Source organism: Veillonellaceae bacterium, assembly GCA_012523975.1.
Lineage (GTDB): Bacteria > Bacillota > Negativicutes > JAAYSF01 > JAAYSF01 > JAAYSF01.
On sequence record JAAYSF010000046.1, the window covers coordinates 1 to 22,117 of the forward strand.

Genomic DNA, 22,117 nt, shown 5'->3' on the forward strand with positions numbered 1-22,117 from the left:
GTTATATTATTGGAGCCTTGATGGCTCTTATAATCAATAAAGAATTTATTAGTTGTGCTTCGAAAAGCACCGCACATCTGGCATATTGTTTAAACCTTACATTGTTCAGTTTTCAAGGAACATTGTCGCTTTACTACAAGCGGCTTGTTATCCTAGCATGTTTACTCTGCTAGTCAACAAGATTGTTTTATCCAAATTTTTCCGCCATGCGAGGCGACTTATACAGAATATCATTTGTTGAAGTTTATGTCAACTGTTATATATTGGTTAACATCTACTGGTCGGAGCGGCAGGATTCGAACCTGCGACCCCCTGGTCCCAAGCCAGGTACTCTACCAAACTGAGCCACGCCCCGACTAATGGAGCGGAAAACGAGATTCGAACTCGCGACCCTCGCCTTGGCAAGGCGATGCTCTACCACTGAGCTATTTCCGCATTGGAATTATTACTATACCAGTACATTTGATTATTGTCAACTATTTCTTAATACCGTGATGAACCCATTAAGTGTTTGATGACTAATTTTTAAACCTTTGTCTTGATAGAATTTTAATGCATTATCGTTACCATTTGATACAAAAATAAACAGATCAGTTATTGACTCAAAAGAATTTAACCAATCAAGCGACTTTTCAAATAGTGCAGTGCCGATACCTGTATTTATGCGTATCCTATAAGTTCATTGTCATTTTTAGCCACTATTATATAGTTAGCCTTAGCACTCTTAATGGACGGAAGCATCCTGGTCTCAAACACATATTATCAAAAAACTCAGAGTGGATATAGGCCTTAGATTTTCGATAAGTCATTAAATCATTGCATAAATCCTTAATACAGGTAATGTTATCTTCCGAAATCACCTCATAGCTGATATCATATTAATCCTCTTTTCCTCCTTATTGCTTACTTCTTCTTGCAATTATGTACTGCTTTAGCGCTATCAGCAATAAAGATACCCCTACGGCTATATCTATTATTGTGGAACTTACGAGTAGGGGGCGAGAAATAATATAAATTCCTGCCAAGGCAATAAAAAGGGCATCTGAGCCTAATGACATCTTAGCACCTGGATTTTCAGAAGATGCTTTGTTTGAAGTTGTATTCATAATTTTCTTTTTCATAGTTATCCTCACTTATCTGTCGATTAAACTAATTTTCCCTATAAAAAACCAGCATAACAGTATCTTTATCGAGAATTAATGTTTCTCCTGCTAAATGCTTGTCGAAAATCCAGCCATTCTGGGCTTGTTCATTAAGAATCTCCTCAAGACGCTCTGCATCTAAACGTGAAGTTCCTAATAGCCCTTTTCTTTTAACTTCTAAAACTTTATATTCCCGCAAACTAATTTTCCTTTCTTTTTTGTTGAAGTATACTAATGATATCTTTAATTTCCTATAATATTAAATTCTTGCGGATACTCTACAACGCCCGCAGCATCATCTAAGGCACCCTCCTTTAGCTCCAAAGCCATAAAATTTTCTTCCGGCACCGTGAATGGAAGCTTGATTCCCCAAGACCGAGCCGGCTTAAAGCCAAACCTTGGATAATAGTGTTCATGTCCTAAAACAATGACAGACTCAAATCCTAGTTCTTGCGCAATTCTTAGGCCTTCCCGAATTAGCAGCTTGCCAACACCTTTATTCTGGTACTCCGGCAAAACTGCAACTGGGGCTAAAGCTAGTGATTCTACTATCTTTCTTTCGTTAACAATTCTAACCTTTGAAAACAGAATATGTCCTACTAACAGTCCGGCTTTTTCAGCTACCAAAGATAACTCTGCTATAAAAGCGTTACTTTTTCTTAGTCTGCTTACCAGCAGATGTTCACTATGATCACTAAATTGTGCCTCTTGAAAGGCTTTTTGAACTAGATCTTCTACATTTCGATAATCGCGCTCTGTCTCTTTTCTTATTCTAATATTCATTTTGCCCCCTTTTCTCTCTGCCCTTATCTAATGTTAGTTTCCTGAAAAATTCCATACGCTTCCACAAAATCCTCTTACATTTCCCATAATTCTAACTCTGCATACTTCTCCAACAGTATCATAAGAAAGATAATACCATTAGATTACCATGACAAATATTGTAGGATGCCAAGTTAATTGTCTTACGCTATAATGTTGTTTACAAAAGAATATAGATAAACTAATTTTAATAAGTAAGGAGTAACACAGTGAGAAAAATTCGTACTACAACGGCTGCCATTCTATCAGCTTTGTTCATTGCTACCGCCACTGTGCCGGCAGCAGCAGCTCCGACTCTCTATTACTCATCACAACAGCAAAAGAATGCCTATCAACAGTTTAACCAATACCTTATTAGCAAAGGTTATCAACCTTACAATCTAGTACAAAAACCAGTTTCGCAGACTAAACCTGCACCTGCTCCGGCGCCGCAGCCGACTCCCGTTCCTGACAATAATCCAGCACCACAGCAAACAAATACTAAGGATGACCAGCTAACAGCTTCTATCACAGCCCAAGAACAGCAGATGGTTGACCTCGTAAATAAAGAACGCATCAACCGCGGCTTAAAACCACTCACAATAGATATGCGTTTGGTTACAGCCGCTCGTATGAAAAGCATGGATATGATCGAAAACAACTATTTTGGGCATCAATCTCCAGTATACGGATCTCCGTTTGACCTTCTCAAATCTCAGGGTATTACCTATAAAACTGCCGGTGAAAACATTGCTGGTAACTCATCTGTTACTAGAGCTCACACAGGCCTTATGAACTCTTCAGGCCATCGCGCTAACATTCTCAATGCTAATTATACAAAAATCGGCATTGGTATAATTAAAAGCGGGCCCTACGGTATGATGATTACTCAATTATTTATTCGCTAAAAACGCTAAAGCCTGTAACAATGGAAGCATATCAAAGCGGCAATGCCATTGTTGCAGGCTTTAATTTTTTTATATCAGGTGCTTTAGTATTCTTCTAAGTGTTTGGAGGTATTGGTAGAAATATAATGAATATAAGATTATATTATACTGTGTCGCAGCCAATATCTAACAAGGTATTTTGAAAGGAGTTATTACAATTAAAGGAGCACTTTTAAAAGAGAAATTTTTCCTGCACAAAAATAAGCTTATCGCAATATTGGTGATTTTTTGCGTAGAAATTTATCTTTCATTTCAGTTCTACATCGGAGAACCCGAGTTCCCGACAGGGCTATTTGCACTTGATGTATCTAATGCTATTTTACGTGATATGTTATTAGCAGTCATGTTAATTTCTTTTCGAAAACATATTGCGCTCGTCAGACAAAGTGTACAAGATTACCGTCCAATAATGGTTACGGCAATTCTATGGATAGCCATCTCAATTATTATTATCAAATCATTAAATTTAAATTTTAGCGCAATAACTATAATGTCAGTTCTTACAGGTGTGATTAATAATATTATATTCGTCCTACTTGCCGGCTACATATATACTAAATGGAGTAATAAACTGTCTAAAACTATATACTTTTTGTCATATTTTTTTACCATTTTATTGTTTTATAGCGATACAATATATTTTTTTGTTACATCAACGCATATTGAAAGAGTCGTTTTTGACAATTTAAATAATTATTCAATAATGGGTGTACTATATACTACTGATAAGATTGTTTTACTAGGCATATTATTAAGCTTTTCCGTTCTAATGTTATTATTTCAAACTCCGAAAAAGACAGGCTGTTTGCATACAAAAAATGTCTGTACTCTTATTGCGATCTGCATCTTGGCTAACCTTATTAATATTGGTACTGCTTACGTATACCCAAAAGCACTGGTGGCTAATGGTTTTTATGAGGAAGGAGAAATAGAAAAATCAAGAAATTTATCACGCGATATGATATCTGAGTCTGTGACTATAAACTTAATAGGAGAGTTTTTAAAAAATGACGCTATACAAGTGAACGCCTCTAGCCAGCTTTACCGTGTAGCATTTACAGAAGAGGAAACGCGACTATTGAGTGAGTTGAAAATTGCGGTTAATGAAAAACCTGTTTCAACTCAAAAGACTTTTCCATATGAAAAAATAGTTGTAATTATCGCTGAATCTTTCCATCGAGATTATTTACATTTCTATAATCCAAAAATTCCAGCTGAGACGACTCAATTTTTAGATGGTTTATTGGCCAAATATCCCCATTCCGATTACTATTACACTTCCAACAAGCCTACAACTCAGGGCCTCAATTCAATGTTTCTCTCCCAGTCGATTTATTCAGACGATCAATCTTTCGATAATAATGTCACGTTATTTAAAACTCTTGAGAATAACGGTTACGATACAGTGTTTTTGGAGGCTACCAGCCAATATTATAATGATGAATTCCGAGCATATAAAAAACGTTTTGGGATGCAGCTTTACAGAGCGAAAGAAGATCTTGAACGACAAGGATATGTTGGAAGCAGCGGCTGGGGCTTCCATAATGACGTTATGTACGAAGAAACAATCAGGCTATTGGAGGAAAATCGTAATAATAAAATTTTCATAGTTACTAAGATGATCGATTCGCATCAGCCATATCCATATTGCGGGTTTACTAATGATAATATTCCGATGACTATCAATGAGCAAAAGAAAAATCTTTATCTTAAAGCAATTTACTGGGAAAATATTTCCTTGCAAAAATTTTTCAGTGATCTTGAAAACCGGAATTTAATGGACGATAAGACTCTTATCATCTTCACAAGCGATCACAATCCCCATCCGAGTCAGGATGACAATTACAAGGGGCTTGGTAATGGATATCTGCAAATGACCTTGGCTCCCATTCCCCTTATCTTTGTTAGCACAAATTTGCAGCCATTTGCCGATTTTAATAGTTCAACATTTGCGAGTCAGATTGATTTTGCCCCTACACTTTTAGGGATATTAGGCATTCCTTCGCCGCCTGAATTTTCCGGGAAAAATATAATTAATACTCCGGCGGAGCAAAGTTATGCAATAGGATTTCTGGGAGAAACAATTTATTACTGGTCAAGCGACCGCCAAATAAAAACTGATATGTATAGCGGAAAAAATCAAAATTCCCAGGAAAAAGCATTGATTCATTGGGTTCAAGATTTATATGTCAGATACTTTCATGGTAATTCTATCAATGGCCAGTAGCCCGAGTTTTAATTAAGAACACCAAAAAATCCCCCATTTGTAGTGTCATACTCCTACGAAGGGGGATTTTGTCATGGTCTATTGCTTTTTTATTTCAGTTTGATCAATAAGCTCACCATTCAGCTTAAAAGCAGCGACTTTAAGGGTATCATTAGAGGCTTCAAACACAAGGTAATTCGGCATATCGAGCGGATTATAATAAATTTCGTCCACCGGTTTTTGCGGAGACTTTTCCCATACCTTATCACCGCTGCGTCCAGTCGAAATATAGATAGTACCTGATGGATCGAGTTTACCATTTTTCAGTGCCTTGGTCCGCGCATAGGAATGCACATGTCCAATAAATACGAGGTCAACATTATATTTATCAAACACTGGTACAAAGGTTTGGCCACACTCATCTAGCGGCCCATTAAAAGGATATATCCACACCCCACGATGCATAAGTACTACCTTCCACTTTTTCTGGGTTTTGGAAAGGTCTTCTATAAGCCATTTCTTTTGTTGCTCTAACAAGTCAGGGTACCACTCCCGCAGCTCTTTTAGCTGTGTGTTGAGTACAACAAAATGGACATCGCCATAATCATAGGAATAAGCGTATCGTTCTAGGCCTGCCGGACCATTCACCGGAAGAGCGAAAAGCGAAAGATAGTAGTTAGGTTTGGCCATATTCCAGTCAAGACTATATGCCTCATGATTTCCCATGATCGGCACTATAGGTATTGCTTCCAAAAGACCGGCTGCTCCATCAAACCAGGCATTCCACTGCAATTCGTCTTGCCCATTATCAACGAGATCGCCCATATTAATAAAAAATGCTACATCTGCATTATTCTTCCACGCTATCTGAGCTGTTTTAGCCCAATCTTCATAATTTAAGGACTGTGAATCACCAAAAATAAGCGCCTTAAATAATGTTGAATCTGGTTCCGTCCTGAATTCTTTCCATGCAGATTGTCGTTTTCCAACGGAGACACGATATTCATAGTCAGTTCCAACCGTAAGGTTTCTAATATGCGACGTGTAAAGCGTGAAGGGCTTGCCGCCATTATACGAAGGCAGTTCCACCGCCTCTGCTTTAATCCTTGTAATTTTATTCGACTGCTTGGGGCGTATCTCTAAATTCCCGGACTCACCAATTATTTGCGACTTCCATGAAATCATCCGGTCGTGCTTCATATCCGCTGTAATTACGTGCATGATATTACCTACATCAGTATAATAACCGATATTCACTGTTGTAGGTACAGATAAAAGATATATAACAGTTGCGAGGCAAACAAACATAAGCCCCAAGATAAGTCTTTTCATGTATCGCCGCGTACTCCCTTCACCCTGGTTCCTTTAGTCTTACATATAAAGCACAAATTTATCCTCCATAAGACAAGATTATGAACACTTATGGCTTTGTATATTATTCTTCTAATAAGTCAGTTCGATGCAAATATGCCTAACTACGCTCTTTTTCAGTTTCTTCAGCCCCAAAGACATCGAAGACACCGGGACGGTGGTTCTGTCTTACTAAATAACTGCCGACACCTCACCTGGCACTCAACTGTCATGCTCGCAAGATTCCCTCCTATGCTTGTATAGATACGAACCTGAAATGCGAATAAATCAACCTATCCTTTTGTCCAATACCTTAAGATAATAATTATATAAGTAAAAAAAAATGCCAGTGACATTTAATCACTAACAATTAATAATATCGCAATTGACATATAGGACCGTCCTTTTTGTTACATTTTTTCCAAATCGACACCGTCTCTTGTGTCACATGTATTGCCTCGTGTATGTTTTTCTATTACTTCCTTCAAATCATCCTGAACACTTCCAGGAGCCAGTACTACATTTGAACGATAAGCAGCTCGGCAAATTACATGACTGGAGACAGGAGAGGTAAGAAATACAAAGAATATCCCTAGAAATAATTTTATACTAAAATATCCCTCTACAAATAGAAAAAAAAGAAATGTCCCAAGAAGAACGAATAAAATGCCTAGGGTTGAGCTTTTTGAAAGAGCATGAGCACGATTATAAACATCTGGTAAGCGCATAAAACCAATGGCACTAAGGAAACCAAATATAGTCCCAATTAGAATAATGATTGCGATGCATAATTCAATCAGATTGCTTACGCCCAATAACAACACCCCTTTCAATATATCTTGCAAAGGCTATGGTTCCGATAAAGGACAGTATTCCTATCAACAGAATTACTTCAAAAAAGGCTGTGCTTCGGATTAACACAGAAAAAATCGCTACTCCCGCAATAATATAGCTTCCTAAAACATCTAATGCCTGAACTCTTTCAGGAGGTGTAGGCCCCTTTATTAAACGATATATTATTATCAATATAGAGAGTGTTAGAAAACATAACGAAATAACTAGTATCCACTTGTTCATGCTCTTGACACCTTCTTTATTGCTTCTTCAAATTTACCCTTGGACCGCAGAACCGAATCACTCATCTCGGGAATATCCATAGCATGAATATACATTACCTTATTATCAGAAGAAATCTCCATCACAACTGACCCCGGCGTCAAAGTAAGGAGCAGAGCCAGTAACGTAACTTCCACGTCCCCTTTCAAACTAGTTTCAACAGAAAAAATTCCGGGTTTGATATTAATTTTTGGTCTTATGATTCTCTGTATAACCACTATGCTTGACGCAAATAGTTCGTGAATAAAAATAAAAAAGAGTTTCATAACATCTTTCAATGTGAATAGATAGAATTTTGAAGACAAAAAACGCCGTAAGATAAATAACACAAATATACCGAATAAGTAACCACTAATAAAGGTTAAACCGCTCCAATTATCTTGAAAGAACATCCACAAAAATCCAATAAATAAATTAATTAGTACTTGCATAGGCATCGTAATCACCTCTTTCCTTCATAACAGTTACTGCTGAAATTTATCGCCGAGCACTGCATTTAAATACATATTAGGATCTATTAATCCCGCTACTGCCAGATCCACATATTCATGAATTCCTTCCGCTCCTAATCCAAGAGCAATAGTTAAAGCCGTTAGAATACTTAATGGCAACACTAATCCAGCCATGGTTCCTTTTTCCGTCTCTTCGGTAAAATTAGTATATCCCCAAAAAACGTTCATAAAAATTTTCATCACAGAGTATAACACCATAAGGCTTGTTAATAGACCTATCCCTCCTAGCCAGAAGTAGCCCGAATGAAAAGTCCCTTCGGTAATGAAAATTTTACCAACAAAGCCGCTTAGCGGTGGAATTCCGGACAAGGATAATGCTGCAATGAAAAACATCCAACCCAATTGGGGATGTAGGCGGATGAGGCCGCTCATATCTCCAATCTTACTTGTGCCTGTTAGATGAATAATTGTTCCTCCTAAAAGAAAAAGAAGAGCTTTGACGATCATATCATGAATCAAATAATATATAGAACCTCTTATTCCTACCAAGGAAAAAGAAGCAAAACCTGCTAAAATAAATCCAACACCTACCACTACATTATAAGTAATAATTCTTCTTATATCCCAATAAGCTACAGCCCCCATTGCTCCGAGCACCATGGTCGCTGCTGCTAAGACCCCTATAAACAAGTGAGTAATGTAGGGTTCGTGATAAAAAATAATGGAAAACAAACGGATAATCGCATAGATTCCGACCTTTGTCAATAAAGCGGCAAAGATGGCCGCTACAGCGGTTGGAGGAGCACTATAAGAATTCGGAAGCCAAAAGAAAAGAAATAAGCCTGCTTTTAGGCTGAAAACTATTAAAAATAAACAGGCCACTGCTGTCATTAGCCCCCCTTGTCCAACTTCTGCTATCCGCATGGATAAATGAGCCATATTCAAGGTGCCTGTCATAGCATATAAGAATGCAATTGCCACAAGGAATAAGAAGGAAGAAATCATGTTGATTAGAACATATTTCACCGACTCCCTGAGCTGAATCTTAGTTCCCCCTAATGAAATTAATACATAAGATGCCACCAGCATGACTTCAAAACAAACAAACAAGTTAAAAATATCACCGGTTAAGAACGAACCATTAACCCCTGCTATTAGGAATAAACTCAAAGGATAAAAGTAATTCCTCTCTCTTTCTGCATCTGTTGATGAAAAAGCATAGTACAAGCAACATAAAGTTACAATAGCAGTAACAAACACAAGTAATAATGCAAACATATCTGCAACTAGAGTAATGCCAAATGGTGCCTCCCATCCACCTAATTGTAAGGTCTGTATACCTGAAGCTTTAACTTGCTCAGCCAAAAATATCGATACAATAGCAATAATTGCTGTCGCTGCAATACTTAAATACCGGTGCAGTTTAACCCCATATCTGAAAATAACCATTATCATTCCAGCAATGATAGGTATGATAATGGGTAATATAATTAAATTATTCATCCTCACAACCCCTTAATTGCTCTACATCATCGGTCCCTAATACTTTGTAAGTCCGATAACTCAGCACCAAAAAGAGGGCAGTAGTTGCAAAGTTAATTACAATAGCTGTTAACAAAAGGGCCTGAGGCAAGGAGTCGACAAAAGTAGTTGCCTCAAATCCAAGAAGTGGTGGAGCTCCTTTTTTTAAACCGCCCATTGTAAGAATCAGTAAATTTACTCCATGCCCGATAATAGATGTGCCTAAAATAATCCGAAACAAAGTTTTAGAAAGGACTAGGTAAGTTCCAATAGCAAATAGAATTCCGACAATAATTGACATGCTTGTTTCCATTAACGATCATCACCTATACTCATAATGATGGTCAACGATGTTCCTATCACGACCAGGGCAACTCCTACATCGAACAAAACAGCTGTTGCCATCTCCGTCTTACCAAAAATCGGAAGATTAACATACCCGAATACCTGGTTTAAAAATGGTTCTCCAGTAACCATCCCGCTCACCCCTGTGAAAACAGAGATTAATACCCCTATTCCGGAAACCACTTTAAAATCCACATGCAAATTATTCCTGACCTTCTCAATTGAGCCAACGAGAAAGAGAAGAACAATGGCTGCGGCAAAAGCCAGCCCTCCAATAAATCCTCCGCCTGGGTGGTGGTGCCCTGAAACAAAAAGATTAATAGCAAAGGTAAGTATGATAACGACCGCTACTTTTGTAACTGTCCTTAAAATGACATCATTTGGTTCCTTCATTCTCTCTCCTCCCAGCCAAACGCAGCTTTATCAGCGTATATACGCCTAATCCAGCCATGGATAGTACTAAAATTTCTAGCATTGTATCAAAACCACGGAAATCTACCAGGATTGCGTTAACAATATTTTTGGCTCCTGCAAGTTCATAAGAATTTTCATAGTACCCTGAAATTGGTTCAAATAATCGATTTCCGTTTGCTGACAAAGCTACCACTGATATCACAATGCCAACCCCAATAGAGATTAGCGCATTTATCGCTTTAAATTGTATACTGTTATTTTCTTGTCTAAGTCGCGGTAAATGATAAAAGCACAACAAAAACAATGTCGTTGTTATTGTCTCCACAACTAATTGAGTAAGCGCTAAGTCAGGTGCCCGGAAAAGGACAAAAAAGAAAACGACAAGAAAGCCTAATGCACCAACTGCGATTATGGAAGTCAGCCTTGTTTTTGCAAAAATAACGGTTAACGAAACAACAACAACTCCAAGCAGCAGCACTAACTCATAAAAACTAACTTTAGCATCTTGTGAAAAATCAAAGACTATTCCCTTAAATAACAAGGTAGCTCCGCCCACTGCTATGATTATAAATCCGAAGATATAGACAAGATAATCCCGAACAAAGCCCGTCATATATCGCTCAGTTATTCTTCGCGAGTATTCTTCCATTTTTTCCATAATCCATAGATAGGCATTGTTCAAAGTTACTACCTTGGGATAAAAACGATAGATGCTGGACCATTTTTTAGAATTTTTGTACATCAATGTCCCCATAAGCACTACTCCAATGCTCATTAGCAATGCTGTATTAAGACCGTGCCAAGCACTAATTTCAATATGTAAAGATGTCGATTCGGCAAAAGTGGGCAGGACAGCTTTCCATGCAGGCTGCAATAAATATTGCGACAAGATATTCGGGTAGAAAAATATGGCCACTATCAAGCCCGCCAATATCACGGGAGGCAATAACATACCTGCTGGAGCTTCATGTGCTTTCTTTTTTAACTTATTAGCTTTTTGATTTCCTAAAAACGTTTTAAAAAGAATCTTCATACTATAAATAAACGTGAATACACTTGCAAGCCAGGCAATAACCGCCAGAACTATTCCCCAAGCTTTCATGTTAAAAAAGGACATTTCGGCCGCATTCAAAACAGAGGCAAAGAATAATTCCTTACTTAGGAAGCCATTAAATGGAGGTATTCCGGCCATAGCAAAAGTTCCAGCCAAAGTAAGCAGAAAGGATACAGGCATAAATTGCATTAAGCCGCCTAATTTTTTAAGATCCCTAGTTCCTATTTCATGGTCAATAATTCCAACTACCATAAAAAGACAACCTTTAAAAGTTGAATGGTTAACAAGATGGAAAATTGCTGCAAAGACGGCTATAGCATATATCGCCCCATCGGTAGCAACATCAAAATATAAAGCTGCAGATCCCAATCCTAGTAAACTCATAATTAAGCCCAACTGACTAATAGTCGAGTAAGCCAATAAGGCTTTTAGGTCCGTCTGTCTCACTGCATTGATGGAACCATATAACAATGTAATGAAACCAATACCTGAAACTAACCAAAACCACTCTCCAACTCCGCCAAAAACAGGAGTGAAGCGGGCAACTAAATATATCCCTGCTTTTACCATAGTGGCAGAGTGTAAATACGCACTTATCGGAGTAGGTGCCTCCATAGCATCGGGTAACCATATACTAAACGGAAATTGTGCCGATTTTGTAAACGCTCCAAGTAGAACTAGAGCCATTGCGGGTAAAAATAAAAAATGTGACTGAACTATATCCACCTTTTTGATCATTTCCTGAATGCTATAGGTATCTGTTACCATCGAGAGCAGAATGAATCCGGCTAGCATTGATAGCCCACCAAAAATGGTAATCAACAGGGATTTTTGGGCACCAGACCTCGACTTTGCCCGCTCAAACCAGTATGCTATCAATAAGAATGACGAAATACTTGTTATTTCCCAAAAAACATATAAAACAAAAATATTATCAGAAAACACAAGTCCTAGCATTGCTCCCATAAATAAAAGCAAATATATATAAAAGTTTTGCAAAGCCTCTTTTAATTTGGACATATAATATATAGAGTACAAGATAACAAGAAAACCAATTCCGCTAATAATCAAACCGAAGGTTAGGGACAACCCATCAATATTCGCTGACCCATTAATGTTGTATGATGGAATCCAAGATAGAGTTAAATAGATTGTATTACCATTAGCAATAGTTGGAATATAGGAACAAAGGTGAAGGAAAATTGCCAAAGGAACCAAAAGAACGAACCAGCCAGTATGTATTCGCTCGTTAAATTTATTATGCAGAACGGGGATTAATAGAGCATATATAAATGGAATAACATTTACGAGGTAGAAATAAGACATCTATCCGCCTCCTTGCAAGTTATTTTTACGTTCTAAAATTAACTACCTAGTTTGCCCACTTAAATGATTGACTCCTAATGGTACAAACGTTAATATTATATATAGTTTCGTGGCCTTATAAGATGCCGCTATAACACTAATTATCCGAGGTGGACGCAAAATGTTAAAAAAGAAAAGCTGTATGGATGAACGCATTCTCGTTTGTATCTATTATGGGCCAAATGGTGAACGCCTGATACAGCGTGGCCATAAGATTGCGAAAGTCTTTGATTGTCCCTTCTATATTTTGACTGTGGATAGCAAGCCTTTTGATGAGCTTGACCCAGAAAAATCAAATTACATTACAAAATGGCGAAAGTTAGCTAAAGCAATTGATGCCGATGCTTTTATTCTAAAGGATAATGAAGAACGTCCCGCCTACAAGGTAATTGCTGAAGTCGCCCGTGAAAAGGGAATAACCCAAATAATTATTGGACAAACAGCCCAAAGTCGCTGGGAACAAATCGCTAAGGAATCCATTGTTAATTCATTATTAAGGGAAATTCCTTTTGTAGATCTCCATATTATCTCTGTTGCCCGTTACCTCAAAGAAACCGGTGGTAATTGCTGCATTAATTATGAAAAAGGTATTAGAGCTTACCTTGTGAAGAAAACAGACGAAGTCTATCACCTGGTTTTCAAACATACAAAAGAGGCTGTCTATGAAGGCATTTTCTTCAAAGAAATTGGGACAGACTTTAATAACGGAATATTCAAGTTCATTAAAGATAACGAACCATTACAAGTTGAAGTAATAGAAGATATTGTTAAAGATTTTACCAATGTTGAGCTTGACACAAATGATGATGACGATAGCGATTTCTAGATTGGCTTTTTTTATAGATTCACGTCTACTTTAACCAATTTATTTTCATTATTATCAATACCAATATACTTTAAGGTTTCGGAGTAAGAATGATGTTGAAAAATCTTCATTAAAATCGATATAGCAATACCTTTTCTATAGGCATGGTAACCAAAGGTTTTTCGTAGGGTGTGGGTACCAATTTTACCGGTAATACCTGCTTCTTTTGCAGCATTGTTTATAATTCTATAGGCTTGCTGCCGCGTAATAGCGCTATTGTTCTTTTTTGACTTGAAGAGATAGTCACTTTCCTTTAACTGGGAAAGGGTCAAGTATTTTTTTAACTCCGTTTGTATTTTATTGTTTAGATAAAATATTCTTTCTTCTCCACTTTTTTCGTCATAGATAATTAAAAATTCCTTACCTTTCTCTCCGTCCCATACGTCATTAACTTGCAACGAAAGCAGATCGCTTATTCTCAGGCCTGTATTAATACCCAGGACAAATAGCAAAAGATCTCTCTGAGATTGCTGACTCAGTAGTTTTCTAATGGTAATAATTTTATCGATATCTTTAATAGGATCTACGTATTCCACAATGCCCCTCCCAATGTTACATAATAATAGAATATCATAAAATGAGTAGCATTACAATTTTTTCCCTAAATAGTTTTGAACAAGAATCTACAGTACCACCTCTATATTAATCAGTGATAGTATGCGCAGGTTTCATATACTACAATTTCAATTTATGCCCCATAAATTGAGAAAGCACTCGTTATTTTTTAAAAAACAACGCTATCTTGGAGAGCAATCTACTTGGATAAAGCCTGCATATAGAAATTAAAATGACTAATTCTGCTGCTCAAACTGCCTTGGGGATAGGTACCCAAGGCAGAATTTGTTCTCTGCCTATTGTAAAAATATCTCGATGCATTAAAAGACGGACTCTTTACGATGCTGTTTTCCCTTCCTCAAGTACCTGCTTTACAACCTGATTTTAAATTCTTTGTTAAACTGGGCTCTAGGCATACAAAGAACCCTGCGGTATGCTTCTGCTTACGAACACCTTCGCGTTCGTACTCGTCTAAGCATTGCCGAATGAAATCCAATGCCGAGTTTTTTGGCAATGAGCCCGCTTGCTGATGCCAGAACTAAATAGCCTGCGTATTTCAGCATAATCTTCCAATGTGATTACCACCTTTTCCCCTCCAAAACAGACTCGCTTAAGTTATTTTAAAGGTTAAATTACTTAAGGTGGCTCATTTTTTCATGAGCGTTTTGTGCTAAAGTGGCTCACTTATATATTAGCGTTTATATTTGCTGTACTTATTTTTCTTTAAACAAAAATTGTGGATAAGGCCTTGACTTTAATTAACTGGTCTTTGTCCCATATCACTTATAGCATATATGCGCAAGACACAACCACCGTCCCCTTGTCCTCTTCAACGAAAGCAGCCCAAACCCTTTAATCACAAGGGGTTTGGGCTGCTTTTAATGATTTGTTGTTTGGATTAACCCTTTAATTTGCTAAATTGGGATAATCATTAAGCTTTGTATCGATGTACACGGGGTTTACAATTAAAATTCATTAGGTAAAAGTTTAAGTTCAGCCATGGTAAATACTGGACCATCTAAACAAACATATTTGCTGCCAATGTTACAGCGGCCGCATTTGCCGATACCGCACTTCATTCTCATTTCTAGAGTCGTAATTACTTGTTCGTCGCTAAAGCCCATTTTCGTTAACGACTCTAGGCAGAATTTTATCATAATCGGCGGGCCGCACAATACAACAATTTTCCCCGTGGGATCCGGATTAATCTCCTCTAAGAATGCTGGAACAAACCCAATATGACATGGACAATTTTCGTCACCAGTGTCAACTGTCACATGGACGTTAGTATCTCGTTCCTTTGGCCAGTTTTCGAAAAGATCTTCCTTGAAGCATAGATCATTCATAGATCGTGCACCGTATATTATGTCTATTTTTCCAAAGTCGTCCCGATTCTCAAAACAGTATTTTATTAAAGAACGAACAGGTGCTAAGCCTATGCCGCCACCAATGAAAAGCATATCTTTCCCTTTGCATAGTTCAATTGGAAAACCATTACCGTAAGGCCCTCTGACCCCCATCATTTGACCAGGTTTAATCTCATGTAGAGCATCCGTTAACATCCCGCATTTTTTTATAGCAAATTCTAAATGGTTTTCTCCTTGCGCTGTGACCGAAAACATACCTTCGCCAACATGTAGCAATGAGAACATACCCAGTTGTCCTGGCATTGGAGTAAAAGGCTTTTTACCGTCCTTCGTACTTATATGAAACGTTTTAATATCAGGGGTTTCCTCTACAATTTTAAATACCGTGACTACAGAGGGAACCAATGGGTTTTCGCACTTACACTGGCTCATCGACGGCAACCTCCTTGATTTTATCTATAAACAATGTAATGTCAACATTTACCGGACATTTCGATAGGCAGCGGCCGCAGCCTACGCATAGATTTTTCCCGTACCGCTCGTTAAAGAATTCCAATTTATGAAGAAAGCGGTTCCGAATACGCTCGTTTTTACTGGGTCTTGGGTTGTGACCGCCGGCCATTCTAGAGTATTCGGAAAACATACAGGAATCCCAGCAACGAAAACGATAACCTTCGTTACCATTGTTTTTTATCTCCATGTCAAAACAGTAGCAAGTCGGGCATAGATAGGTACAGGTACCGCAACCAATACATTTACGGCTGACTTCTTTCCAGATGGGATGCTCAAACATTTTAGCTAATTTATCTGATATTCCGCTAGTGTCAACCTTTAAAGTACAGGAAACTGCTGTAAGCTCTCCTGCTTGTTCTTGAATAAGTCCTTGTAGTTTATTTAAAAGTGCTTGACCGGCTTCGGTCTGAGCCTCAATTCCGTATGAATTTCCTAAATCATACATCTGAACATCAGCAGCCTCATGCCTGCCGGGGTCGACTCCCATTGAATCACAGAAACAGGTAGGGGCAACTCTGGAGCAGCCTATGCATATAGTAGTGAGCTTTTCCCGCTTATTTTTATAAAAATCATCTACAAAGGACTTTGTTAGGAAAACATCATCCATACATTTAATGCTCTGCATATCACATGGGCGAACGCCGAAGATTATTTGAGGCGCCGAGTCATCGTGTATGTTTAGTTCGGTTATTTCTTGGTTAGCCATTTTGTAAGAATACATCTTTTCAGTCTGAGGAAATAAGGTATCCTTAGGTGGCAACAATGTATTTACTTCCTCGAGTGCAATTCTTCCTTCGCTGCCCCAAGGGGTATACTTACTAACCCCATTGACCTTCATTGGGACTAATACTTTTGATTCTTTAGCAAGAATATCAAGAACTTCATTGATTCTAGATTTAGCGATTGTTTTCAATTTTGGCCGCCTCCCTACATAAATTCTTCAATATCTTCTAAATTGTATTTCGCCAAAGGGGGGGTAGTTTCAGTGTCCATGGAGGCTTCATAGGGCCCAAATAATTTATTGATATCCTTAATAAGTTTCCGGTTTAACTCCATCAAAGGTAATCCCATAGGGCAGGCACGTGCACATTCTCCGCACTCAATGCAGCGATCAGCGATATGATAGACTCGCGTTAGACCGAAGAGCCGGTTCTCATCCTCATTGTTCTGTTTTCCTTGCCACCCTACACGATATTGGTCTACAAAACATTCACGGCAGTTACAAGCAGGACAAACGTTTCGGCAGGCATAGCAACGGATACATTTTTCAAATTGCTTAGACCAATATTCATATTTTTCATCAGGGGAAAGTCTCTCTAATTCTTCTATTGCCTTAAAACGCTCTGGCTTGTTTGTTTCAGGTACTGGGTCGCCGAGCAATATATCGTTTACAATAGGGTTAGGGTGAGTACAGTATTGACATTTTTCAGCCGTATTGCCAGTGGCCGGATCCTTCATTCCGCTGCAGCATATACCAACTATATAGATATTTTCTCGGTTAATTTGTCCATCCTGAATAAGACGGTTGATAGCTCGTGCATCACACCCTCGAGCAAATATGCCAATCTTACCGGTTGGAAACTTATCATCAAGCAAATACTTAGCGGTTCCAGCCAAACAGTATTCATCCCAGATTAGGCGACCCACGTGAGCTGCTGAGGTGATAAAGGCTGGTGGTGATTGATTACTAAATCTACCTTTTTCCCAGCCGATAATATAATCAACGGTGCCTTTATCAAGCAGGTCTTTAGCTATATCTCGCATTTTGACAGTAGTGTCACTCACTTTAATCCCCTCAACTTCCTGTTAGGACCTATGGCTTTAATGTCCTCACACAATTTAGTGACCGTAGTTCTAAATTTCTCGGCTTCTGCTCCTGAGACCCACCTAGCTTGAAAACGTCGAGGATCGATTCCGCTATATTCTAACAGTCTTTTCATGATCAGAAAACGTCGTCTTGTGTAGTAGTTTCCTGTTGAGTAGTGACAATCGCCAGGGTGGCATCCAGCTACTAGAACACCGTCTGCACCCTTCTGAAAGGCCCTTAATATATACTGGGGGTTAACCCTAGCTGAGCACGGTACCCGCAGTATTCTGATATTTTCAGGGTACTTCATCCTATTAAGACCTGCTAAATCGGCGCCTGAATAAGAGCACCAGTTACAGCAAAAAGCTAGAATTTTAGGTTCCCATTTTTGTTCTTCTATCACGTCCATAGAGAATCCACCTCCTCAAGAATTTGGTCGTTCTTAAAGCCTTGCAGGTCGATTGCTCCTGGACGACAGGTAACTGTACAAGCACCACAACCTTGACAAAGCCCGTTATTAACAGAAGCAACATTTCTGGTGATCCTATGACCATGGTGATCTCGTTCGGTAATGCTTTGTAGTTGGATGGCCTTATAAGGACATACTGAGACGCATATCCCACAACCTGAGCAAACAGTTGTGTTTGTTCTGGCAGTCATGGGGTTGGTCTCTAGTTCACTTTTACTTAAAAGTCCACAAACTTTAACGGCAGCCGCTCCAGCCTGAGCTACAGAGTCTGGAATATCTTTCGGCCCTTGACAGGTTCCTGCTAAAAACACTCCGGCAGTAGGTGTCTCAACGGGTCTCAGCTTGGGGTGGGCCTCTTGGTACCAGCCATTTAAATCAGGCAAAAATCCAACAGCCTGGGCCAATTCCCTAGAGCCTGCACTCGGCACCATGGCAGTAGCCAGTACTACCATATCCGCTGCGACTTCAACCTGTTTGCCAATAAGCGAGTCTTCACCTTTAACAATAAGTTTACCGCCATCTTGATAAATCTTAGAAACCCTTCCGCGCAAGTACACAGCTCCGTCTCTAAGCGTTGACTCATAAAACTCATCATAAGCTTTACCAGGGGTTCGGACATCCATATAGAAGACATAGGCATTACCCTCAGGGGTTTTGTCTACGAACTGGTGAGCATGCTTCGCTGTATACATACAGCACGCTCTAGAACAATAGCTTTTCGCTTTTGCAGAATCGCGAGATCCTACACACTTAATAAAGACCACGGTCTTAGGGGTAGTACCATCGGATGGACGTTTTATTTTACCGCCAGTCGGACCAGATGCATTGACCATGCGTTCAAAGTGCAAGCCTGTTACAACGTCAGGGTATTTTCCATAGCCATATTCCCCATAAACATCTTCCCATTTATACAAATCGTAGCCTGTCGCCATAACGATAGCACCAAAAGTATCTGTAATGAATGATTCTGTATCATCATATCTTACAGCACCAGTTGGGCAAACTCTAGCACAAACTCCACACTTTCCTGAGGTAAGCTTAAGGCAGTTCTGTGCATCAATAACAGGTTTATTAGGAACAGCCTGGGGAAAAGGCTTATAAATACAAGAGCGAAGCCCCATACCTAGATCGTACTCGTTAGGAACCTTTTTAGGACATTTTGTTTCACATAAGCCACAACCAGTGCATTTGACGTGGTCTACGTATTTGGCTTTTGTTTTGATCTTAACATCAAAGTTCCCGATGAAGCCGTTTACTTCAATAACTTCAGAATAGGCCATTAGTTCAATATTGGGGTGCTGAGCAACTTCAACCATCTTAGGAGTACTGATACACGCGGAACAGTCCATTGTAGGGAATGTCTTATCGAGCATAGGCATTTTCCCGCCGATAGTTGGTTCCCGATCGACAAGAACAACTTTATGGCCCGCATCAGCTATGTCTAAGGCTGCTTGCATTCCTGCAATACCTGCGCCTATAACAAGGGCTTTTTTGTGTACAGGAATGGTTGTTGAAAATAGTTCTTCGTTTTTGGCAACTTTGGCGACGGACATCCGTACTAAATCAATGGCTTTATCAGTCGCTTTTTCAATGTCTGAATGAACCCAAGAGCATTGTTCTCTGAGATTTGTCATTTCAAACATATAGGGGTTCAAACCACCATTGGCTAAAGTTTTACGAAAAGTATGCTCATGCATCCGTGGTGTACAGGATGCCACAACTATTGCATTTAAGTCATACTTTTTAATAGAGTCTTTTATAAATTCCTGGCCAGGCTCGGAACACATGTATTTGTAGTCTGAGGAGAAGAATACACCAGGAAAGGCTTTAGCAGCTTCCGCGACTTTTGCGCAATCTACAGTAGCTGCAATATTACTGCCGCAGTGACAAATAAATACTCCTATACGTTTCATGCGCCCTCCCTCCTTGCTCCTGTACTAAGTGCATCCTCAACAAGACTTTCCGCTGGTACAAAATGCTTATGTATACCTATCTCCTTAGGAGAATAGCCGAAAGATAGGGCAACAAGTTCGGTAAAATGGAAGACTGGCATATTGAAATTAGTCCCAAGTTGGACATTGAGTTGTTTCTGTCGCATATCAAGATTTATCATGCATAACGGACAAGCGGTTGCAATGGCTTGGGCCCCATTAATCTGAGCGTTTTTAAGAATATCATGAATCATCTGCTGCCCAATCTTAGGAACAGGTACTACATGACTAGCTCCACAACATTCAGTTTTATAGCCCCATTCCACTGGGTCTGCTCCCAGAACTGCCATAATATTGTCCATAACCATCGGGTTTTCAGGATCGTCTGATTGCGCAATCTTCGGAGGACGTACTAGCAAACAGCCATAATAAGAGGCAACTTTTAGACCGGTGAGAGGCTTGATAACATGGGCCTTTATGTTGTCTAAACCGATTTTTTTCCCTAGTACATCTAGGAAAGATAGTATTTCAATGTTGGCTTGATAGTCCATTCCAATTATGTCACTAATTTCGGCTTTCGTTTCAGGTGAAGATTGTGCCTCAGCTGCGGTAGTCTTACACCGTGCAAAACAAGCTGCGCAGGGTATAGCTACGGTATCAAAACCTTCAGCCTCCGCAATAGCTAAGTTACGCGCCGGCAAAGCCAAGGCAAGCATATGATTAACTGCATGGGCCGATGATGCTCCACAGCAATTCCAGTCAGGGATCTCAACTAAATCAACACCCATTTTTTTTGCAACTAGTTTGTTTGAAGTATCAAATTCTACACCGGTAGCATCTAGCGAACAACCAGGGTAATAAGCGTATTTCAATGTTGCCCCCCCTTTTCAAGACACTTAGCAAATATTCTCTTTATAGCCTGCGTATTTTTAACCCTGCTTGGTAAAATGTGAGCCTTACCAGTCTTAAATAAGTGGGAACCGGCATCTGCGTCTTGAAATAGATTTCCTGATCTTAAATTATATAAGCCACTTAAAATTACTTCAGGTGATCTCCCGAACATCTTTACATTACTTAGGAATATTTCATTAAATAAGTTTATGTTCTTCTCGGTGATGATTGATCTGCGCTTGGCTTCCTGGCGTAATGTATCCATAAGAACAGCAACCGGAATTCCATTTGGACAACGGGTACTGCATGTGTCACAAGTCGCGCATAACCAAATGGAGTGTGTTTTTAGAGCCTCATCTAACAACCCAAGTTGTAATAATCTAATAACTCTGCGTGGTGATTCATCCATCGCAAAACCAACCGGGCAACCAGCTGAACATTTGCCACACTGGTAGCATTTGTTGAGATCCATCCCAGCTTTTTTTGCTAAACGTTGAATTTCTTGATGATTATCCCTGGAAATACTTGGCAAGCGGACTTTCTCCATAGGTATCCCCTCTTTCCCATTTGCATTAATACAGCTCTTTCTTACTTTTTAAACGGAACTTGGTTATCTAGTTTAACTGGATATTCTCACCGCAAGAGCATTGCTCACACAAGTAGAATGTCCAAGAAACTAGCTGGCAGGAAGTAAAATAACATTCTAGCTAATCCTCTCCTTTATACACTGAGAGATTCCTACAACAATGTAGGTAATTTCCCTACATTGTGTATCTATTTTGCTAAATTTATCTAAAATCCTTTTAATTTACGAGTCTTATTGTCAAAATAGTGTGTTATTTTATGAACTAATAACAAGCCCCACTCCCCTAGAAAGAACAACAAGGGCCGTAACGTACGGTAATATGCGTTGCAAGCACTAAAGAGTGGGAAAAAAAATATATAGTCATATTTCATCATATTAACTTAATTTTGAATTTATCAACTCACATTCCTTTAACAATAA

22 protein-coding genes, 2 tRNA genes and 1 pseudogene are annotated in these 22,117 nt (G+C 39.0%); 3 read left to right on the plus strand and 22 right to left on the minus strand.

Annotated features, from left to right (window positions below):
* Window positions 1-278: 278 nt before the first annotated feature.
* The 6 genes and pseudogenes from GX348_06210 to GX348_06235 form a co-directional block, all read right to left on the minus strand.
* Window positions 279-355, minus strand: a tRNA-Pro gene (locus GX348_06210).
* A gap of 5 nt (window positions 356-360) precedes the next feature.
* A tRNA-Gly gene (locus GX348_06215) sits at window positions 361-435 on the minus strand.
* Window positions 436-472: 37 nt separating this feature from the next.
* Window positions 473-809, minus strand: a pseudogene (locus GX348_06220) (GNAT family N-acetyltransferase).
* 87 nt (window positions 810-896) lie between these two features.
* Window positions 897-1,121, minus strand: a complete 225-nt coding sequence (locus GX348_06225) for a hypothetical protein (protein ID NLP41784.1) — start codon at window positions 1,119-1,121, stop codon at window positions 897-899.
* Between the two features lie 28 nt (window positions 1,122-1,149).
* The gene (locus tag GX348_06230) at window positions 1,150-1,341 is read right to left on the minus strand and encodes a DUF4177 domain-containing protein (protein ID NLP41785.1); all 192 of its coding nucleotides are present in this window, start codon (window positions 1,339-1,341) and stop codon (window positions 1,150-1,152) included.
* A 44-nt stretch (window positions 1,342-1,385) separates the two neighbouring features.
* Window positions 1,386-1,925, minus strand: coding sequence for an N-acetyltransferase (locus GX348_06235; GenBank protein NLP41786.1), 540 nt, complete (start codon window positions 1,923-1,925; stop codon window positions 1,386-1,388).
* A gap of 248 nt (window positions 1,926-2,173) precedes the next feature.
* Here GX348_06235 and GX348_06240 point away from each other — a divergent pair, with 248 nt between their 5' ends.
* Window positions 2,174-2,851: a sporulation protein gene (locus GX348_06240; protein NLP41787.1), complete on the plus strand. Its 678-nt coding sequence runs from the start codon at window positions 2,174-2,176 to the stop codon at window positions 2,849-2,851.
* A gap of 367 nt (window positions 2,852-3,218) precedes the next feature.
* Window positions 3,219-5,117 carry a sulfatase-like hydrolase/transferase gene (locus GX348_06245; protein ID NLP41788.1) on the plus strand — a complete coding sequence of 633 codons (1,899 nt, stop codon included), beginning with the start codon at window positions 3,219-3,221 and terminating at the stop codon, window positions 5,115-5,117.
* A gap of 78 nt (window positions 5,118-5,195) precedes the next feature.
* Here GX348_06245 and GX348_06250 read toward each other — a convergent pair whose 3' ends face one another.
* The 8 genes from GX348_06250 to GX348_06285 all read right to left on the minus strand — a co-directional run bounded on the left by GX348_06250 (window position 5,196) and on the right by GX348_06285 (window position 12,674).
* Complete coding sequence (locus tag GX348_06250; GenBank protein ID NLP41789.1) at window positions 5,196-6,428, minus strand: metallophosphoesterase family protein; 1,233 nt, start codon at window positions 6,426-6,428, stop codon at window positions 5,196-5,198.
* Between the two features lie 428 nt (window positions 6,429-6,856).
* Window positions 6,857-7,261, minus strand: coding sequence for a Na+/H+ antiporter subunit G (locus GX348_06255; GenBank protein NLP41790.1), 405 nt, complete (start codon window positions 7,259-7,261; stop codon window positions 6,857-6,859).
* Window positions 7,239-7,523 (minus strand): Na(+)/H(+) antiporter subunit F1, encoded by a 285-nt coding sequence (locus GX348_06260; protein NLP41791.1) that lies wholly within the window; start codon window positions 7,521-7,523, stop codon window positions 7,239-7,241. Before GX348_06260 ends, GX348_06255 begins: the two co-directional genes overlap by 23 nt.
* Window positions 7,520-7,999 carry a Na+/H+ antiporter subunit E gene (locus tag GX348_06265; protein NLP41792.1) on the minus strand — a complete coding sequence of 160 codons (480 nt, stop codon included), beginning with the start codon at window positions 7,997-7,999 and terminating at the stop codon, window positions 7,520-7,522. The genes GX348_06260 and GX348_06265 overlap by 4 nt, the downstream gene beginning before the upstream one ends.
* A gap of 27 nt (window positions 8,000-8,026) precedes the next feature.
* Window positions 8,027-9,517, minus strand: a complete 1,491-nt coding sequence (locus GX348_06270; protein NLP41793.1) for a Na+/H+ antiporter subunit D — start codon at window positions 9,515-9,517, stop codon at window positions 8,027-8,029.
* Window positions 9,510-9,848, minus strand: a complete 339-nt coding sequence (locus tag GX348_06275) for a Na(+)/H(+) antiporter subunit C (GenBank protein NLP41794.1) — start codon at window positions 9,846-9,848, stop codon at window positions 9,510-9,512. The genes GX348_06270 and GX348_06275 overlap by 8 nt, the downstream gene beginning before the upstream one ends.
* Window positions 9,848-10,273, minus strand: coding sequence for a Na(+)/H(+) antiporter subunit B (locus GX348_06280; protein NLP41795.1), 426 nt, complete (start codon window positions 10,271-10,273; stop codon window positions 9,848-9,850). Before GX348_06280 ends, GX348_06275 begins: the two co-directional genes overlap by 1 nt.
* Window positions 10,257-12,674 carry a Na+/H+ antiporter subunit A gene (locus GX348_06285; protein NLP41796.1) on the minus strand — a complete coding sequence of 806 codons (2,418 nt, stop codon included), beginning with the start codon at window positions 12,672-12,674 and terminating at the stop codon, window positions 10,257-10,259. The genes GX348_06280 and GX348_06285 overlap by 17 nt, the downstream gene beginning before the upstream one ends.
* 160 nt (window positions 12,675-12,834) lie before the next feature.
* On the opposite strand from GX348_06285, the gene GX348_06290 reads away from it, so the two are divergent.
* The gene (locus GX348_06290) at window positions 12,835-13,539 is read left to right on the plus strand and encodes a histidine kinase (GenBank protein ID NLP41797.1); all 705 of its coding nucleotides are present in this window, start codon (window positions 12,835-12,837) and stop codon (window positions 13,537-13,539) included.
* Window positions 13,540-13,550: 11 nt separating this feature from the next.
* On the opposite strand, the gene GX348_06295 is transcribed toward GX348_06290, so the two are convergent.
* The 8 genes from GX348_06295 to GX348_06330 all read right to left on the minus strand — a co-directional run bounded on the left by GX348_06295 (window position 13,551) and on the right by GX348_06330 (window position 21,658).
* Entirely contained in the window at window positions 13,551-14,114 is a 564-nt protein-coding gene (locus tag GX348_06295) for a tyrosine-type recombinase/integrase (GenBank protein ID NLP41798.1), read from the minus strand.
* Between the two features lie 984 nt (window positions 14,115-15,098).
* Complete coding sequence (locus GX348_06300) at window positions 15,099-15,932, minus strand: hydrogenase (protein ID NLP41799.1); 834 nt, start codon at window positions 15,930-15,932, stop codon at window positions 15,099-15,101.
* A complete protein-coding gene (locus tag GX348_06305) occupies window positions 15,919-16,926 on the minus strand; it encodes a 4Fe-4S ferredoxin (protein NLP41800.1) in 1,008 nt (335 codons plus the stop codon). The genes GX348_06300 and GX348_06305 overlap by 14 nt, the downstream gene beginning before the upstream one ends.
* A gap of 14 nt (window positions 16,927-16,940) precedes the next feature.
* Window positions 16,941-17,777 carry a 4Fe-4S binding protein gene (locus GX348_06310; protein NLP41801.1) on the minus strand — a complete coding sequence of 279 codons (837 nt, stop codon included), beginning with the start codon at window positions 17,775-17,777 and terminating at the stop codon, window positions 16,941-16,943.
* A gap of 17 nt (window positions 17,778-17,794) precedes the next feature.
* Window positions 17,795-18,229, minus strand: coding sequence for a hydrogenase iron-sulfur subunit (locus GX348_06315; GenBank protein ID NLP41802.1), 435 nt, complete (start codon window positions 18,227-18,229; stop codon window positions 17,795-17,797).
* Window positions 18,220-20,202 (minus strand): CoB--CoM heterodisulfide reductase iron-sulfur subunit A family protein, encoded by a 1,983-nt coding sequence (locus GX348_06320; protein NLP41803.1) that lies wholly within the window; start codon window positions 20,200-20,202, stop codon window positions 18,220-18,222. Before GX348_06320 ends, GX348_06315 begins: the two co-directional genes overlap by 10 nt.
* Window positions 20,199-21,092, minus strand: coding sequence for a heterodisulfide reductase subunit B (locus GX348_06325; protein ID NLP41804.1), 894 nt, complete (start codon window positions 21,090-21,092; stop codon window positions 20,199-20,201). The genes GX348_06320 and GX348_06325 overlap by 4 nt, the downstream gene beginning before the upstream one ends.
* A complete protein-coding gene (locus GX348_06330) occupies window positions 21,089-21,658 on the minus strand; it encodes a heterodisulfide reductase subunit C (protein ID NLP41805.1) in 570 nt (189 codons plus the stop codon). The genes GX348_06325 and GX348_06330 overlap by 4 nt, the downstream gene beginning before the upstream one ends.
* Between the last annotated feature and the right edge of the window lie 459 nt (window positions 21,659-22,117).

Bases quoted from the DNA above. Each gene is read 5' to 3' on its own strand.
- GX348_06225 (NLP41784.1), bottom strand. From the start codon at position 1,121: ATGAAAAAGAAAATTATGAATACAACTTCAAACAAAGCATCTTCTGAA.
- GX348_06235 (NLP41786.1), bottom strand. From the start codon at position 1,925: ATGAATATTAGAATAAGAAAAGAGACAGAGCGCGATTATCGAAATGTA.
- GX348_06245 (NLP41788.1), top strand. From the start codon at position 3,219: ATGTTATTAGCAGTCATGTTAATTTCTTTTCGAAAACATATTGCGCTC.
- GX348_06250 (NLP41789.1), bottom strand. From the start codon at position 6,428: ATGAAAAGACTTATCTTGGGGCTTATGTTTGTTTGCCTCGCAACTGTT.
- GX348_06260 (NLP41791.1), bottom strand. From the start codon at position 7,523: ATGAACAAGTGGATACTAGTTATTTCGTTATGTTTTCTAACACTCTCT.
- GX348_06265 (NLP41792.1), bottom strand. From the start codon at position 7,999: ATGCCTATGCAAGTACTAATTAATTTATTTATTGGATTTTTGTGGATG.
- GX348_06270 (NLP41793.1), bottom strand. From the start codon at position 9,517: ATGAATAATTTAATTATATTACCCATTATCATACCTATCATTGCTGGA.
- GX348_06275 (NLP41794.1), bottom strand. From the start codon at position 9,848: ATGGAAACAAGCATGTCAATTATTGTCGGAATTCTATTTGCTATTGGA.
- GX348_06280 (NLP41795.1), bottom strand. From the start codon at position 10,273: ATGAAGGAACCAAATGATGTCATTTTAAGGACAGTTACAAAAGTAGCG.
- GX348_06285 (NLP41796.1), bottom strand. From the start codon at position 12,674: ATGTCTTATTTCTACCTCGTAAATGTTATTCCATTTATATATGCTCTA.
- GX348_06290 (NLP41797.1), top strand. From the start codon at position 12,835: ATGTTAAAAAAGAAAAGCTGTATGGATGAACGCATTCTCGTTTGTATC.
- GX348_06300 (NLP41799.1), bottom strand. From the start codon at position 15,932: ATGAGCCAGTGTAAGTGCGAAAACCCATTGGTTCCCTCTGTAGTCACG.
- GX348_06310 (NLP41801.1), bottom strand. From the start codon at position 17,777: ATGCGAGATATAGCTAAAGACCTGCTTGATAAAGGCACCGTTGATTAT.
- GX348_06315 (NLP41802.1), bottom strand. From the start codon at position 18,229: ATGGACGTGATAGAAGAACAAAAATGGGAACCTAAAATTCTAGCTTTT.
- GX348_06320 (NLP41803.1), bottom strand. From the start codon at position 20,202: ATGAAACGTATAGGAGTATTTATTTGTCACTGCGGCAGTAATATTGCA.
- GX348_06330 (NLP41805.1), bottom strand. From the start codon at position 21,658: ATGGAGAAAGTCCGCTTGCCAAGTATTTCCAGGGATAATCATCAAGAA.